This is a genomic window from Pseudomonas sp. 01L34 (assembly GCF_056400265.1).
The window spans coordinates 461,182-475,959 of record NZ_JBFTSX010000004.1 but is presented as its reverse complement, the minus strand read 5'-3'; the positions used below and the strand labels follow the sequence as shown (position 1 = coordinate 475,959).

Below are 14,778 nucleotides of genomic sequence, written 5' to 3'. Positions count from 1 at the left end.
GGTACTGGTTACTGAAGAAACCGGGAACCCTGCAAGTCGGGGTTCTGCCCGGTGCCAGGCGCCTACCTATTGAAATTACCGTGACCGAGTCCTGACGATGAATACTGAATTCCGCAAACCGCTGCCCGGCAGCTCTCTGGATTATTTCGACGTCCGTGCGGCGGTCGATGCCATTGCACCCGGCGCCTACGACACCCTGCCGTACACCTCCCGCGTGCTGGCGGAAAACCTCGTGCGTCGCTGCGACCCGGCCACGCTCACCGATTCCCTGAAACAACTGATCGAGCGCAAACGCGACCTCGACTTCCCATGGTTTCCGGCCCGTGTGGTGTGCCACGACATTCTCGGCCAGACCGCCCTGGTGGACCTTGCCGGCTTGCGCGATGCCATTGCCCTGCAAGGCGGCGACCCGGCGCAAGTGAACCCGGTGGTGCCGACGCAATTGATCGTCGACCATTCCCTGGCCGTCGAGCGTGGCGGCTTCGATCCCGAGGCCTTCGAAAAGAACCGCGCCATTGAAGACCGTCGCAACGAAGACCGTTTCCACTTCATCAACTGGACCAAGAAAGCCTTCAAGAACGTCGACGTGATCCCGCCGGGCAACGGGATCATGCACCAGATCAACCTGGAGAAAATGTCGCCGGTGATCCAGGTGCGCGACGGCGTGGCTTTCCCTGATACCTGCGTCGGCACCGACAGTCATACCCCGCATGTCGATGCGCTGGGTGTGATCGCCATCGGCGTCGGCGGTCTGGAAGCGGAAAGCGTGATGCTCGGCCGCGCGTCGTGGATGCGTTTGCCGGAAAGCGTTGGCGTCGAGCTTACCGGCAAGCTGCAACCGGGCATCACCGCCACCGACATGGTGCTGGCGCTGACCGAATACCTGCGCAAACAAAAAGTTGTCGGCGCATGGCTGGAGTTCTTCGGTGAAGGCGCATCAAACCTGACCCTCGGCGACCGCGCGACCATTTCCAACATGGCCCCGGAATACGGCGCCACTGCGGCAATGTTCTACATCGACCAGCAGACCATCGACTACCTGAAACTCACCGGCCGTGAAGACGAGCAAGTGCAACTGGTCGAGAGCTACGCCAAACAGACCGGCCTGTGGGCCGATAGCCTCAAAGGCGCGCAGTACGAGCGCGGGTTGAGCTTCGACCTGTCCTCGGTGGTGCGCAACATGGCCGGCCCGAGCAATCCGCATGCGCGTGTCGCGACCTCGGATCTGGCTGCCAAAGGCATCTCCGGCCAGTGGGAAGACGTGCCCGGCCAGATGCCGGACGGTGCGGTGATCATCGCCGCCATCACCAGTTGCACCAACACCAGTAACCCGCGCAACGTCATTGCCGCCGGCCTGCTGGCGCGCAATGCCAACCAGCTTGGGCTGACCCGCAAGCCATGGGTCAAGTCGTCCCTGGCACCCGGTTCGAAAACCGTGGCGCTGTATCTGGATGAAGCCGGCCTGACCAAAGAGCTGGAGCAACTCGGCTTCGGCGTCGTGGCCTTCGCCTGCACTACCTGCAACGGCATGTCTGGTGCGCTGGATCCGGTGATCCAGCAAGAGATCATCGACCGCGACCTGTACGCCACCGCCGTACTCTCCGGCAACCGCAACTTCGACGGACGGATTCACCCGTACGCCAAGCAGGCGTTCCTCGCATCGCCGCCATTGGTGGTGGCTTATGCCATCGCCGGCACCATCCGTTTCGACATCGAAAAAGATGTACTGGGCGTGGTCGATGGCAAGGAAATCCGCCTGAAAGACATCTGGCCGAGCGACGAAGAAATCGACGCGGTGGTCAAGGCCTCGGTCAAGCCGGAGCAGTTCCGCCAAGTGTACATTCCGATGTTCGCCATCCACGAAGACACCGGCCCGAAAGTCACGCCGCTGTACGACTGGCGCGAGATGAGCACCTACATCCGTCGTCCGCCGTACTGGGAAGGCGCGCTGGCCGGCGCGCGTCCGCTCAAGGGCATGCGCCCGCTGGCGGTGCTGCCGGACAACATCACCACCGATCACCTGTCGCCTTCGAACGCGATCATGCTCGACAGCGCGGCGGGTGAGTACCTGGCGAAAATGGGCCTGCCGGAAGAGGACTTCAACTCCTACGCCACGCACCGCGGCGACCACTTGACCGCGCAGCGCGCAACCTTCGCCAACCCGAAACTGTTCAATGAAATGGTGCAGGAAAACGGCAAGGTCAAGCAGGGTTCTCTTGCCCGCGTGGAGCCGGAAGGCAAAGTGATGCGCATGTGGGAAGCCATCGAAACCTACATGGAGCGCAAGCAGCCGCTGATCATCATTGCCGGTGCCGACTATGGCCAGGGTTCGTCCCGGGACTGGGCGGCCAAAGGCGTGCGTCTGGCGGGGGTGGAAGCGATTGCCGCCGAAGGTTTCGAGCGCATTCACCGCACCAACCTGGTGGGCATGGGCGTGTTGCCGCTGGAGTTCCTGCCGGGCACCAATCGTAAAACCTTAGGGATAGATGGCAGCGAAACCTATGACGTGATCGGCGATCGCACCCCGCGCGCGACGCTGACGCTGGTGATCAACCGCAAGAACGGTGAACGCGTCGAAGTGCCGGTGACCTGCCGCCTCGACACCGCCGAAGAAGTGTCGATCTACGAGGCCGGCGGCGTGTTGCAGCGTTTCGCTCAGGACTTCCTCGAAGAGTCGGCGGTTGCCGTTTAACACGACGAGCCGCGCGGGATTTCAAGTCCCGCGCTGGCCATACAGGATCAATATGGCTCACGCATCTCAGATAAAAATCCCTGCCACCTACATGCGCGGCGGCACCAGCAAAGGCGTGTTCTTCAGCCTCAAGGATTTGCCCGAAGCGGCGCAGATGCCAGGCACCGCCCGCGATGCCTTGTTGCTGCGCGTGATCGGCAGCCCCGACCCGTACGAGAAGCAAATCGACGGCATGGGCGGCGCGACGTCCAGCACCAGCAAAACCGTGATCCTGTCGAAAAGCATCAAGGCCGATCACGACGTCGATTACCTGTTCGGTCAGGTCGCCATCGACAAACCTTTCGTCGACTGGAGTGGCAACTGCGGCAACCTGTCGGCGGCGGTCGGTTCGTTCGCCATCAGCAATGGCCTGGTGGATGCCAGCCGCATTCCGCACAACGGTGTGGCGGTGGTGCGTGTGTGGCAGGCCAACATCGGCAAGACCATCATCGCTCATGTACCGATCACCAATGGCGAGGTGCAGGAAACCGGTGATTTTGAACTCGACGGCGTGACCTTTCCGGCCGCCGAAGTTCAGCTCGAATTCATGGATCCGGCGGCGGAAGAAGAGGGTGGCGGTGGCTCGATGTTCCCCACCGGCAATCTGGTGGACGACCTTGAAGTGCCGGGTGTCGGCACGCTCAAGGCTACCCTGATCAACGCTGGCATCCCGACCATATTCATCAACGCCGAAGACATCGGCTACACCGGCACCGAGTTGCAGGGCGCGATCAACAGTGACCTGGAGGCTTTGGCAATGTTCGAAACCATCCGCGCTTACGGTGCGCTGCGCATGGGGCTGATTGAACACCTGGATGAGGCCGCCAAGCGCCAGCACACGCCGAAGGTCGCGTTCGTCGCCCCACCTGCGGATTACATCGCGTCCAGCGGCAAGAAAATCGCAGCCGCCGACATCGACCTGCTGGTGCGCGCGTTGTCCATGGGCAAGCTGCACCACGCCATGATGGGCACGGCAGCGGTGGCGATCGGCACGGCGGCGGCGATTTCCGGCACCTTGGTCAACCTGGCAGCGGGCGGTATCGAACGCAACGCCGTGCGCTTCGGCCATCCGTCCGGCACCTTGCGCGTGGGCGCCGAGGCCGCAAAGGTCAACGGTGAGTGGACGGTGAAAAAAGCCATCATGAGCCGCAGTGCGCGGGTGTTGATGGAAGGTTATGTCCGGGTGCCGGGGGATTGTTTCTAACCTCAATCCAGGCATACACAAATCCCTGTGGGAGCGCCGCTCCCATAGGTGATGCATTTCCAAAACAAGAGTGTTGTACCGACTGAGACTACCCTGAACCGAGGTCCCATCAACGAACCACTTCAAGAGTGAATCGAACATGAGCGCCAACGTCGACCTGAACACCCGCCCCGACTACGACACGGTTCTGCAGGACATCGCCGACTACGTCCTCAATTTCAACATCCAGTCGCCCGAGGCGCTTGATACTGCCCGCAATTGCCTGATGGACACCCTCGGCTGCGGCTTGCTGGCGCTGCGTTTCCCCGAATGCACCAAACACCTGGGTCCTATCGTCGAAGGCACTGTCGTCCCCTTCGGCGCCCGCGTGCCCGGCACCAGCTATCGTCTCGACCCGGTCAAGGCCGCTTGGGACATCGGTTGCATCGTCCGCTGGCTCGATTACAACGACACCTGGCTCGCCGCCGAATGGGGCCATCCGTCCGATAACCTCGGCGGTATTCTCGCGGTGGCCGACCACCTGTCGCAAAAGCGCCTGGCCAATGGCGACGCCCCGTTGACCATTCGCGCCGTGCTGGAAGCCATGATCATGGCGCACGAGATTCAGGGCGTGATCGCCCTGGAAAATTCGTTCAACCGCGTCGGTCTCGATCACGTGATTCTGGTGAAAGTCGCCTCGACCGCCATCACTGCCAAACTCATGGGCGCCAATCGCGAGCAGCTGCTGTCGGCGTTGTCTCATGCCTTTGCCGATGGCCAGGCGCTGCGCACTTACCGGCATGCGCCGAACGCCGGATCGCGTAAATCCTGGGCGGCCGGAGACGCGACCAGTCGGGGCGTGCGTCTGGCGGACATTGCGATGCGTGGTGAGATGGGCATCCCCGGCGTACTGACCGCCAAGCAATGGGGTTTCTACGATGTACTGTTCAGCCACACCAACAACGACCTGGGGCTCAAGCCTGAAGGCAAGCGCGCTTTCAGTTTTTCCCGGCCGTTCGGCAGCTATGTGATGGAAAACGTGCTGTTCAAGATCAGCTTCCCCGCCGAGTTCCACGCGCAAACGGCCTGCGAGGCTGCTGTCACCCTGCATCCATTGGTCAGGAATCGTCTGCATGAAATCGACAGGATCGTTATCACCACCCACGAATCAGCGATCCGCATCATCTCCAAGGTCGGCCCGCTGGCCAACGCTGCGGACCGCGATCACTGCCTCCAGTACATGACCGCCGTACCCCTGGTATTCGGCAATCTGGTGGCCGAGCAGTACGAAGACGACTTCCACGCCGCGCACCCGATTATCGATGTGCTGCGCGACAAAATGGTCATTGTCGAAGACCCGCGCTTCACCCGCGAATACCTGGAGGCGGACAAACGCTCCATCGCCAACGCGGTACAGGTGTTCTTCAAGGACGGTTCCAGCACCGATAACGTGATGGTGGAGTACCCGATCGGTCATCGCCGGCGCCGTGCTGATGGCATTCCGTTGCTGGAGGACAAGTTCAAGGTCAACCTGACGACGCGCTTCACGGCTCAGCGAAGCGCCGAGATCCTCGCGCTGTGCAAGGACCCGGCAGCACTTGAAGCGACGCCGGTGAACCGGTTTGTGGATTTGTTTGTGATCTAGCTGGCCGCGAAGGCGGCATAACTGCCGCCGACTATCTACTTGAACCGCCGTTCCACACCTTTCTCCACCAGAATCTTCGCCGAGATCTCTTCCACGGAGAAATGCGTGGAATTGATGTGGGGAATGTTCTCGCGTCGGAACAGATTCTCCACCTCGCGCACTTCGAATTCGCACTGCGCGTAGCTCGAATAGCGGCTGTTGGGCTTGCGTTCGTTGCGGATAGCGGTGAGGCGGTCCGGGTCGATGGTCAGGCCGAACAGCTTGTGATGATGGGCGCGCAGGGCGGTCGGCAGTTGCAGGCGCTCCATGTCGTCTTCGGTCAGCGGATAGTTGGCTGCGCGGATGCCGAATTGCATGGCCATGTACAAACACGTCGGTGTTTTGCCGCATCGCGACACGCCTACTAGTATCAAGTCAGCTTTGTCGTAATAGTGCGTGCGGGCGCCATCGTCATTGTCGAGGGCGAAGTTCACCGCCTCGATACGCTCCATGTAATTGGAGTTATGGCCGATGGAGTGGGATTTGCCGACGGTGTAGGAAGAATGCTCGGTCAGCTCCTGTTCAAGGGGCGCCAGGAAGGTCGAGAAAATGTCGATCATGAAACCATTCGACGTTGCGAGAATCTCACGAATGTCCTGATTGACAATGGTGTCGAAAATAATCGGACGAAAACCATCGTTTTCGGCGGCTTTGTTGATTTGTTGTACCATGGCCCGCGCTTTATCAGCGTCGTCGATGTACGGTCGTATGATTTTGCTGAAGGTAATGTTTTCGAACTGCGCCAGCAGGCTTTGGCCGAGGGTTTCGGCGGTAATGCCGGTGCCATCGGAGATAAAGAAAGCAGATCGTTTCATTTGCACCTTGGGCCTTAAGCTAGTGACGATTCTTGGATATAGTAGGCGCGATTTGTCGGCCACCGATGGCCCGCATTCTCACTTATTTTCCAGGTCCAGGCCATACAGCCGGCAAAGGCTCCCCCGAGTCGCCGGCTTCTGAGCTTTTCCAACACAGTTAGTGGAGAGATCACCTTGGTAGAGTACGTAGTTTCCCTCGATAAGCTCGGCGTCCATGATGTAGAGCATGTGGGGGGCAAGAACGCATCCCTGGGCGAGATGATCAGTAACCTTGCAGGCGCCGGTGTATCGGTGCCAGGTGGCTTTGCCACGACAGCTCAGGCTTATCGTGATTTTCTGGAACTGAGCGGCCTGAACGATCAGATCCATGCCGCCCTCGACGCCCTGGACGTCGATGATGTAAACGCCTTGGCCAAGACCGGCGCCCAGATCCGTCAATGGATCATGGAAGCCGAGTTCCCCGAGAAGCTCAACGCCGAGATCCGCACCGCGTTCGCCACGCTGTCGGCCGGCAACCCTGACATGGCTGTGGCCGTGCGCTCTTCCGCTACCGCCGAAGACCTGCCGGACGCTTCCTTCGCCGGTCAGCAGGAAACCTTCCTGAACATCCGTGGTGTCGAAAACGTCATTCGCGCCGCCAAAGAGGTGTTCGCTTCACTGTTCAACGATCGCGCCATTTCCTACCGCGTCCACCAGGGCTTCGACCACAAGCTGGTGGCCCTGTCGGCTGGCGTGCAGCGCATGGTCCGCTCCGAAACCGGCACCGCCGGGGTGATGTTCACCCTCGATACCGAGTCGGGCTTCCGTGACGTGGTGTTCATCACCGGCGCGTACGGCCTGGGTGAAACCGTCGTACAAGGCGCGGTGAACCCGGATGAGTTCTACGTCCACAAAGGCACGCTGGAAGCCGGTCGTCCGGCCATCCTGCGTCGCAACCTGGGCAGTAAAGCCATCAAGATGATCTACGGTGACGAAGCCAAGGCCGGTAAATCGGTCAAGACCATCGACGTGGACAAGGCCGATCGTGCGCGTTTCTGCCTGACCGACGCCGAAGTCAGCGAGCTGGCCAAGCAGGCGATGATCATCGAGAAGCACTACAAGTGCCCGATGGACATCGAATGGGCCAAAGACGGCGACGACGGCAAGCTCTACATCGTGCAGGCCCGTCCGGAAACCGTGAAGAGCCGTACCCAGGCCAACGTCATGGAACGTTACCTGTTGAAAGAAACCGGCACCGTGCTGGTGGAAGGTCGTGCCATCGGCCAGCGCATTGGCGCCGGCAAGGTGCGGATCATCAAGGACGTGTCCGAGATGGACAAAGTCCAGCCGGGCGACGTGCTGGTTTCCGACATGACCGACCCGGACTGGGAACCGGTCATGAAGCGCGCCAGCGCCATCGTCACCAACCGTGGCGGCCGCACCTGCCACGCGGCGATCATCGCTCGCGAGCTGGGCATCCCGGCCGTGGTCGGTTGCGGCAACGCCACCCAGCTGTTGAAAGACGGCCAGGGCGTGACCGTTTCCTGCGCTGAAGGCGACACCGGTTACATCTTCGAAGGCGAACTGGGCTTCGACATCAAGAAAAACTCCGTGGATGCCATGCCGGAGCTGCCGTTCAAGATCATGATGAACGTCGGCAACCCGGACCGCGCCTTCGACTTCGCGCAACTGCCGAACGCCGGTGTGGGCCTGGCCCGTCTGGAATTCATCATCAACCGCATGATCGGCGTGCACCCCAAGGCGCTGTTGAACTACGGTGGCCTGCCGCAGGAAATCAAGGACAGCGTCGACAAGCGCATTGCTGGTTACAACGACCCGGTTGGCTTCTATGTCGACAAACTGGTCGAAGGTATCAGCACCCTGGCGGCAGCGTTCTGGCCGAAAAAGGTCATCGTGCGTCTGTCGGACTTCAAGTCCAACGAATACGCGAACCTGATCGGCGGCAAACTCTACGAGCCGGAAGAAGAAAACCCGATGCTGGGTTTCCGTGGCGCTTCGCGTTACATCAGCGAATCGTTCCGTGACTGCTTCGAGCTCGAATGCCGCGCCCTCAAGCGCGTGCGTAACGAGATGGGCCTGACCAACGTTGAAATCATGGTGCCGTTCGTCCGTACCCTGGGCGAAGCGAGCCAGGTGGTCGATCTGCTGGCTGAAAACGGTCTGGCCCGTGGCGACAACGGTCTGCGCGTGATCATGATGTGCGAGCTGCCGTCCAACGCGATCCTGGCTGAAGAGTTCCTCGAGTTCTTCGACGGTTTCTCCATCGGCTCCAACGACCTGACCCAGCTCACCCTGGGCCTGGACCGTGACTCCGGGATCATCGCGCACCTGTTCGACGAGCGAAATCCTGCGGTCAAGAAACTGCTGGGCAACGCCATTGCCGCGTGCAACAAGGCCGGCAAGTACATCGGCATCTGCGGTCAGGGCCCTTCGGACCACCCGGACCTGGCCAAGTGGCTGATGGAGCAGGGCATCGAAAGCGTTTCGCTGAACCCCGATTCCGTACTGGAAACCTGGTTCTTCCTGGCTGAAGGTCAGGCTTCGGCCTGATGGTGTGAGTGAAAGGGCCGATCTGTGATCGGCCCTTTCAGAGATTCAAGTAGGGCGGGCTCCTCTGGATGCCGCCCTTTTTTGTGCAAGAGCATATGCAAAGTAGCAGCAACCTATTTCCTGTCGCCCTGATCAGCGCCGAGCGGCGCGGCGATCTGAGCGAAGACGTCTATCGTTTGAAACCCGGCAACAGCCCCGACGGCACCGTTGAGCTGGCTGTGACACGCCTGGGCCTGGCCGATGAGCCGGCGGTGCGTGGCGTGCCGGTGATTCTGCTGCATGGCAGTTTTTCCAATCGGCGGTTCTGGTTTTCTCCCAAAGGTTTGGGCCTGGGCGCTTACCTGACGCGTCTGGGATTCGATGTGTGGATTCCGGAAATGCGCGGTCACGGCCTGTCTCAGCGCAACCAGAACTATCGCAAGAACAGCGTCGCCGACTATGCGCGTTACGATTTGCCGGCCATTGGCGCGTTCGTGCGCGAGCAAAGCGGCCAGATCCCGCACTGGATCGGCCATTCGCTGGGCGGCATTACCCTCGCCGCGGCGTTGGGCGGCCAGTACCTGGGCGAGCCCGCCGTGGCTTCCGCGGCGTTTTTCGGCACGCAAGTCAGCCGTACTTACTGGCCGTTGAAGTTTCCACCGGTGGAGTGGAGCGGGCGCTTCATTCTCAAGCGTTTTGCCCAACTGTCGGGCTCTCGGCTCAAGCGCGGCCCGGAGGACGAGCCGATAGGCCTGGCCCTGGAAAGCATGCGTTGGTACGGGCTGTTCGGCCGCTTCGGCGATGCCGACAAAGACTGGTGGGCGGGTTTGGCCGAGGTGCAATTGCCGGTGCTGGCCGTGAGTGCCGCGGGCGATCATCAGGACCCGACCTGGGCCTGCCATAAGCTGTTCGATCAAGTCGGCTCCGAGCACAAGCAGTTCATCACTCTTGGCCGCGAGCAAGGCTTTGGCGATAATTTCGGTCACGTGGAAATGCTGGTCAGCAAGGCTGCGCAGGCTGAAGTCTGGCCGTTGGTGGCTCGCTGGCTGGCGGATCAACAGACGCCTTTACTGGGTGAAAAGCCGGATTTGGCCACAGCGATTTGAGCCTGATGCTCTAACAAGGGCATTTCTCTCTGGTCGGCTTGCGGCTAATATGTGACGCATTGAGTGGTTCTGGTCACTTTGAGTGATTGATGCGGTCGCTGTGTTCGTGCGAACGGAGCAATTTGCAACCGTCCAGCCTTGGCCCGAGTATGCTGCATACTCGATTGTCTTCCTTGTTACAGGAGTTTCTCGATGAACCATTACCTCACGCCTGACCTGTGCGACGCCTATCCGGAGCTGGTGCAGGTGCTGGAACCGATGTTCAGCAATTTCGGCGGCCGTGATTCTTTCGGCGGCGAAATCGTGACCATCAAATGTTTCGAAGACAACTCGCGGGTCAAGGAGCAAGTCGAGCTCAAGGGCAACGGCAAGGTGCTGGTGGTCGACGGTGGCGGTTCCCTGCGCCGCGCGCTGTTGGGCGACATGCTGGCCGAGAAAGCCGCGAACAACGGTTGGGAAGGGCTGGTGATCTACGGTTGCATCCGCGACGTCGACGTCATCGCGCAAACTGATCTGGGGGTTCAGGCCCTGGCCAGTCACCCGATGAAAACCGACAGGCGCGGTGTTGGCGATCTCAACGTTGCCGTGACCTTCGCGGGCGTGACCTTTCACCCGGGCCACTACGTTTATGCGGACAACAACGGGGTGATCGTCTCGCCAAGCCCGCTGAAAATGCCTGAATAAGCGCTGCTGGCTTTTTGTTTCAAGAATAGGGGTGAGGATGTTCGAGGAAGAAAACGCGCAGTGGGGGCTGGTGCATGCCCTGGTGCTGGACGGTAAAGGCGGTGCGCGTTCGATAGCCCGGACTGAACTCGATGACTTGCAGTTGCAGGCCCACGAAAGCCTGTGGCTGCACTGGGATCGCAGCCACCCGCAAACCCAGACCTGGCTGCGAAAATCCAGCGGGCTGAGTGAATTTAGTTGCGATTTGTTGCTGGAAGAGAACACCCGACCGCGTCTTTTGCCGCTGCCGGACTCTGAACTGCTGCTGTTTTTGCGTGGGGTCAACCTGAACCCGGGCGCGGAGCCGGAAGACATGGTCTCGGTGCGGATCTTCGGTTCGGCCCAACGGGTGATTTCCCTGCGTCTGCGACCGTTGCGTGCCACCGAAGAATTGTTGGTGCAGCTGGCCGACGGCAAAGGGCCGAGAAGCGCTTCCGAGCTGATCCTGTATATGGCGCAATACCTTACCCATAAAGTGCAGGATCTGGTCGGCGACCTCTCGGAAGTTGTCGATGAGGAAGAAGAAAAGCTGGATGCCGACGAACGGTATACACCTGAGCATGGGGCTGTTTTGCAGATCCGCCGCAGGGCCGCTGGGCTGAAGCGTTTTCTGGCGCCGCAGCGGGATATTTTCGGTCAGCTGACGCGGATAAAACTGCCGTGGTTCTGCGAAGACGATGGCGATTACTGGAACGAATTGAACAACAGCCTGACCCGGTATCTCGAGGAGCTGGAGTTGACCCGGGAGCGTGTGGGGCTGGTCCTGGAGGCTGAAGACCGGCGTTTGAGCGTGCGCATGAACCGCACGATGTATCGCTTCGGGATCATCACCGGAATCTTTTTGCCGATGAGTTTTCTGACCGGTCTTTTGGGCATCAACGTCGGCGGTATTCCGTTCTCTGCCAATCCCTACGGCTTCCTGATCGCCTGCCTGTTGATGATCTTGGTGGCGCTGGGGCAGTGGTGGTTATTCCGACGTTTGCGCTGGGTCTGACGATGAGCCATGTGACCCGACCAAATTTAACCGCGTCTTTGACAGACATCACGAGAGGTGCGTATGCACGATCCGTTTGAACAGTCTTTGCGTGACATGCTCAAAGCATCGCCGTCCAGCCGTGACGACGATGCCTGTCTGGGGCGTGTACTGAAAACCGCCAACCGCCAGGTCGGTGCCGGCGATCTGTTCAGCCTGCTGGGCCGTTGGCTGCCCGCGCTGATGATCGCCCTGAATAACGGATCGGCGCATGTAGCGCCGGTTTCTCGTCTGCGTAAACCTACCGCCCGCACTGCTGATAAGGCTGATTGAATATGGAACTTGATCTCTGGACTCAGAGCCTCGTCACTGCAATGACTGCGTTGTGGACCAAAGTTGCGAACTTCATTCCGAACCTGTTTGGCGCACTGGTTGTGCTGCTGCTGGGTTTTGTCGTGGCCAAGCTGCTGGACACGCTGCTCTCAAAATTGCTCGCCAAATTGGGCCTTGATCGCCTGATGGGTGGCACCGGACTGACCAAATTGCTGTCCCGCGCCGGCCTCCAGGTGCCTATTTCGACGCTGATCGGCAAAATTGTTTACTGGTTCGTCCTGTTGATTTTTCTCGTTTCTGCCGCAGAATCCCTTGGACTTGAACGAGTTTCGGCTACGCTGGACATGCTGGCGCTGTATGTTCCGAAAGTATTCGGCGCGGCGCTGGTGCTGCTGGTGGGTGTCTTGCTGGCGCAACTGGCCAATGGGCTGGTGCGTGGCGCGGCAGAAGGTGTAGGGCTGGATTACGCCGCGGGCCTGGGGCGGATTGCCCAGGGCCTGGTGATCATCATCAGTATTTCGGTTGCGATCAGCCAGTTGGAGGTCAAGACAGACCTGCTCAACCACGTGATTGTGATCGTCTTGATTACCGTTGGTCTGGCGGTTGCGCTGGCCATGGGGTTGGGAAGCCGGGAAATTGCCGGTCAGATTCTTGCGGGAATCTATGTGCGAGAGTTGTATCAGGTTGGGCAACAAGTGCGTGTTGGCGAGGTCGAAGGGCAGATCGAAGAGATCGGCACGGTGAAAACCACGGTGCTGACCGACGAGGGTGAGCTAGTCTCTCTCTCGAATCGGATTCTCCTGGAGCAGCATGTGAGTAGCCGCTAACCCGGCAAATCCTGCTAATGTATGCCGCCGCAAAATGCCCTGAGGGGTTGCGGCGGACATTGACCTGACTGTCGGCCCGACTTGTTTTGAATAAAGCTCAATCGCTCTCCACGCGCTACGACCCCCGCGAGCTCTCTGATGAGGAGTTGGTCGCGCGCTCGCATACCGAGCTGTTTCACGTAACGCGCGCCTATGAAGAACTGATGCGGCGTTACCAGCGAACATTATTTAACGTTTGTGCACGGTACCTGGGGAACGATCGTGATGCAGACGATGTCTGTCAGGAAGTGATGTTGAAGGTGCTGTACGGCCTGAAGAACTTCGAGGGGAAATCGAAGTTCAAGACGTGGCTCTACAGCATCACGTACAACGAGTGCATCACGCAGTATCGGAAGGAACGGCGTAAGCGTCGCTTGATGGACGCTTTGAGTCTGGACCCCCTCGAGGAAGCGTCTGAAGAAAAGGCGCCGAAACCCGAGGAGAAAGGCGGACTTGATCGCTGGCTGGTGTATGTGAACCCGATTGACCGTGAAATTCTGGTGCTACGTTTTGTCGCAGAGCTGGAGTTTCAGGAGATCGCAGACATCATGCACATGGGTTTGAGTGCAACAAAAATGCGGTACAAACGCGCTCTAGACAAATTGCGTGAGAAATTTGCAGGCATTGCCGAAACTTAGTTTGGCGCAAATATCTCTTACGTGTAGGCAAGTTCTGATAGACTTGCCGCCGAGTTGTCCCCCGGTTTGCGGGACTGCTTCACAATCACCAGATGGGGATTTAACGGATGAAACTGAAAAACACCTTGGGCTTGGCCATTGGTTCTCTTATTGCCGCTACTTCGTTCGGCGCGCTGGCACAAGGCCAAGGCGCAGTTGAAATCGAAGGCTTCGCCAAGAAAGAACAGTACGACAGCGATCGTAACTTCAAGAACAACGGCAACCTGTTCGGCGGCTCGGTTGGTTACTTCCTGACCGACGACGTAGAACTGCGTCTGGCCTACGACGAAGTACACAACGTACGTGCAGATGATGGTCGCAACGTAAAGGGCGCTGATACCGCTCTGGACGCTCTGTACCACTTCAACAACCCAGGCGACATGATCCGTCCATACGTTTCTGCCGGTTTCTCGGACCAGAGCATTGGCCAGAACGGTTCGGGTCGTAACCGCTCCACTTTCGCCAACGTTGGCGGCGGTGCCAAGCTGTACTTCACTGAAAACTTCTACGCCCGTGCTGGCGTTGAAGCTCAGTACAACATCGACCAGGGCGACACCGAGTGGGCTCCTAGCGTCGGTATCGGTGTGAACTTCGGTGGCGGCTCCAAGCCTGCTGCTGCTCCAGTTCCAGCACCGGCTGAAGTTTGCTCCGACAGCGACAACGATGGCGTTTGCGACAACGTTGACAAGTGCCCAGACACCCCAGCCAACGTAACTGTTGACGCTGATGGCTGCCCAGCAGTTGCTGAAGTTGTTCGTGTTGAGCTGGACGTGAAATTCGACTTCAACAAGTCGGTAGTCAAGCCTAACAGCTACGGCGACATCAAAAACCTGGCTGACTTCATGAAGCAGTACCCATCCACCACTACTGTTGTTGAAGGTCACACTGACTCCGTCGGTCCTGACGCTTACAACCAGAAACTGTCCGAGCGTCGTGCAAACGCCGTTAAGCAAGTTCTGACCAACCAGTACGGTGTTTCGCCGTCCCGCGTTCAGTCTGTTGGCTACGGCGAATCCCGCCCAGTTGCTGACAACGCCACTGAAGCTGGTCGCGCTGTAAACCGTCGCGTAGAAGCGAAGGTTGAAGCTCAAGCTAAGTAATTAGCTCGCAGCTCAAGAAAAGCCCGGCTTAGGCCGGGCTTTTCTTTGTCTGCGATTT

12 protein-coding genes are annotated in these 14,778 nt (G+C 59.3%); 11 read left to right on the top strand and 1 reads right to left on the bottom strand.

Features of this window, described 5'->3' with window-relative positions:
- Window positions 1-97: 97 nt before the first annotated feature.
- The 3 genes from acnD to prpD all read left to right on the top strand — a co-directional run bounded on the left by acnD (window position 98) and on the right by prpD (window position 5,559).
- The gene (gene acnD / locus AC1DQM_RS14130) at window positions 98-2,692 is read left to right on the top strand and encodes a Fe/S-dependent 2-methylisocitrate dehydratase AcnD (RefSeq protein WP_111454666.1); all 2,595 of its coding nucleotides are present in this window, start codon (window positions 98-100) and stop codon (window positions 2,690-2,692) included.
- Between the two features lie 52 nt (window positions 2,693-2,744).
- Entirely contained in the window at window positions 2,745-3,935 is a 1,191-nt protein-coding gene (gene prpF, locus AC1DQM_RS14125) for a 2-methylaconitate cis-trans isomerase PrpF (RefSeq protein WP_086945773.1), read from the top strand.
- Window positions 3,936-4,074: 139 nt separating this feature from the next.
- Complete coding sequence (gene prpD / locus AC1DQM_RS14120; RefSeq protein WP_477746380.1) at window positions 4,075-5,559, top strand: 2-methylcitrate dehydratase; 1,485 nt, start codon at window positions 4,075-4,077, stop codon at window positions 5,557-5,559.
- A gap of 35 nt (window positions 5,560-5,594) precedes the next feature.
- On the opposite strand, the gene ppsR is transcribed toward prpD, so the two are convergent.
- The gene (gene ppsR / locus AC1DQM_RS14115) at window positions 5,595-6,413 is read right to left on the bottom strand and encodes a posphoenolpyruvate synthetase regulatory kinase/phosphorylase PpsR (protein ID WP_018925255.1); all 819 of its coding nucleotides are present in this window, start codon (window positions 6,411-6,413) and stop codon (window positions 5,595-5,597) included.
- Between the two features lie 174 nt (window positions 6,414-6,587).
- Between ppsR and ppsA the strand changes: the two genes are divergently transcribed.
- The 8 genes from ppsA to AC1DQM_RS14075 all read left to right on the top strand — a co-directional run bounded on the left by ppsA (window position 6,588) and on the right by AC1DQM_RS14075 (window position 14,720).
- On the top strand, window positions 6,588-8,963 hold the full coding sequence (gene ppsA, locus AC1DQM_RS14110) for a phosphoenolpyruvate synthase (RefSeq protein ID WP_138866055.1): 2,376 nt from the start codon (window positions 6,588-6,590) through the stop codon (window positions 8,961-8,963).
- 95 nt (window positions 8,964-9,058) lie between these two features.
- Window positions 9,059-10,048 carry an alpha/beta fold hydrolase gene (locus tag AC1DQM_RS14105; RefSeq protein WP_477746379.1) on the top strand — a complete coding sequence of 330 codons (990 nt, stop codon included), beginning with the start codon at window positions 9,059-9,061 and terminating at the stop codon, window positions 10,046-10,048.
- A 192-nt stretch (window positions 10,049-10,240) separates the two neighbouring features.
- Window positions 10,241-10,732 (top strand): ribonuclease E activity regulator RraA, encoded by a 492-nt coding sequence (gene rraA / locus AC1DQM_RS14100; RefSeq protein ID WP_019579751.1) that lies wholly within the window; start codon window positions 10,241-10,243, stop codon window positions 10,730-10,732.
- A 37-nt stretch (window positions 10,733-10,769) separates the two neighbouring features.
- Window positions 10,770-11,765 (top strand): zinc transporter ZntB, encoded by a 996-nt coding sequence (locus AC1DQM_RS14095; RefSeq protein WP_477746378.1) that lies wholly within the window; start codon window positions 10,770-10,772, stop codon window positions 11,763-11,765.
- Window positions 11,766-11,828: 63 nt separating this feature from the next.
- Window positions 11,829-12,077, top strand: a complete 249-nt coding sequence (locus AC1DQM_RS14090) for a hypothetical protein (RefSeq protein ID WP_007940635.1) — start codon at window positions 11,829-11,831, stop codon at window positions 12,075-12,077.
- 2 nt (window positions 12,078-12,079) lie between these two features.
- Window positions 12,080-12,904 (top strand): mechanosensitive ion channel family protein, encoded by an 825-nt coding sequence (locus tag AC1DQM_RS14085; protein ID WP_007940637.1) that lies wholly within the window; start codon window positions 12,080-12,082, stop codon window positions 12,902-12,904.
- Between the two features lie 86 nt (window positions 12,905-12,990).
- On the top strand, window positions 12,991-13,581 hold the full coding sequence (sigX, locus tag AC1DQM_RS14080) for an RNA polymerase sigma factor SigX (protein WP_017337463.1): 591 nt from the start codon (window positions 12,991-12,993) through the stop codon (window positions 13,579-13,581).
- Window positions 13,582-13,688: 107 nt separating this feature from the next.
- Entirely contained in the window at window positions 13,689-14,720 is a 1,032-nt protein-coding gene (locus AC1DQM_RS14075) for an OmpA family protein (protein ID WP_018925262.1), read from the top strand.
- Window positions 14,721-14,778: the final 58 nt, after the last annotated feature.

Excerpts from the sequence above, each read along its gene's own strand:
- acnD (WP_111454666.1), top strand. The coding sequence starts at position 98 with ATGAATACTGAATTCCGCAAACCGCTGCCCGGCAGCTCTCTGGATTAT.
- prpF (WP_086945773.1), top strand. The coding sequence starts at position 2,745 with ATGGCTCACGCATCTCAGATAAAAATCCCTGCCACCTACATGCGCGGC.
- prpD (WP_477746380.1), top strand. The coding sequence starts at position 4,075 with ATGAGCGCCAACGTCGACCTGAACACCCGCCCCGACTACGACACGGTT.
- ppsR (WP_018925255.1), bottom strand. The coding sequence starts at position 6,413 with ATGAAACGATCTGCTTTCTTTATCTCCGATGGCACCGGCATTACCGCC.
- AC1DQM_RS14105 (WP_477746379.1), top strand. The coding sequence starts at position 9,059 with ATGCAAAGTAGCAGCAACCTATTTCCTGTCGCCCTGATCAGCGCCGAG.
- rraA (WP_019579751.1), top strand. The coding sequence starts at position 10,241 with ATGAACCATTACCTCACGCCTGACCTGTGCGACGCCTATCCGGAGCTG.
- AC1DQM_RS14095 (WP_477746378.1), top strand. The coding sequence starts at position 10,770 with ATGTTCGAGGAAGAAAACGCGCAGTGGGGGCTGGTGCATGCCCTGGTG.
- AC1DQM_RS14090 (WP_007940635.1), top strand. The coding sequence starts at position 11,829 with ATGCACGATCCGTTTGAACAGTCTTTGCGTGACATGCTCAAAGCATCG.
- AC1DQM_RS14085 (WP_007940637.1), top strand. The coding sequence starts at position 12,080 with ATGGAACTTGATCTCTGGACTCAGAGCCTCGTCACTGCAATGACTGCG.
- AC1DQM_RS14075 (WP_018925262.1), top strand. The coding sequence starts at position 13,689 with ATGAAACTGAAAAACACCTTGGGCTTGGCCATTGGTTCTCTTATTGCC.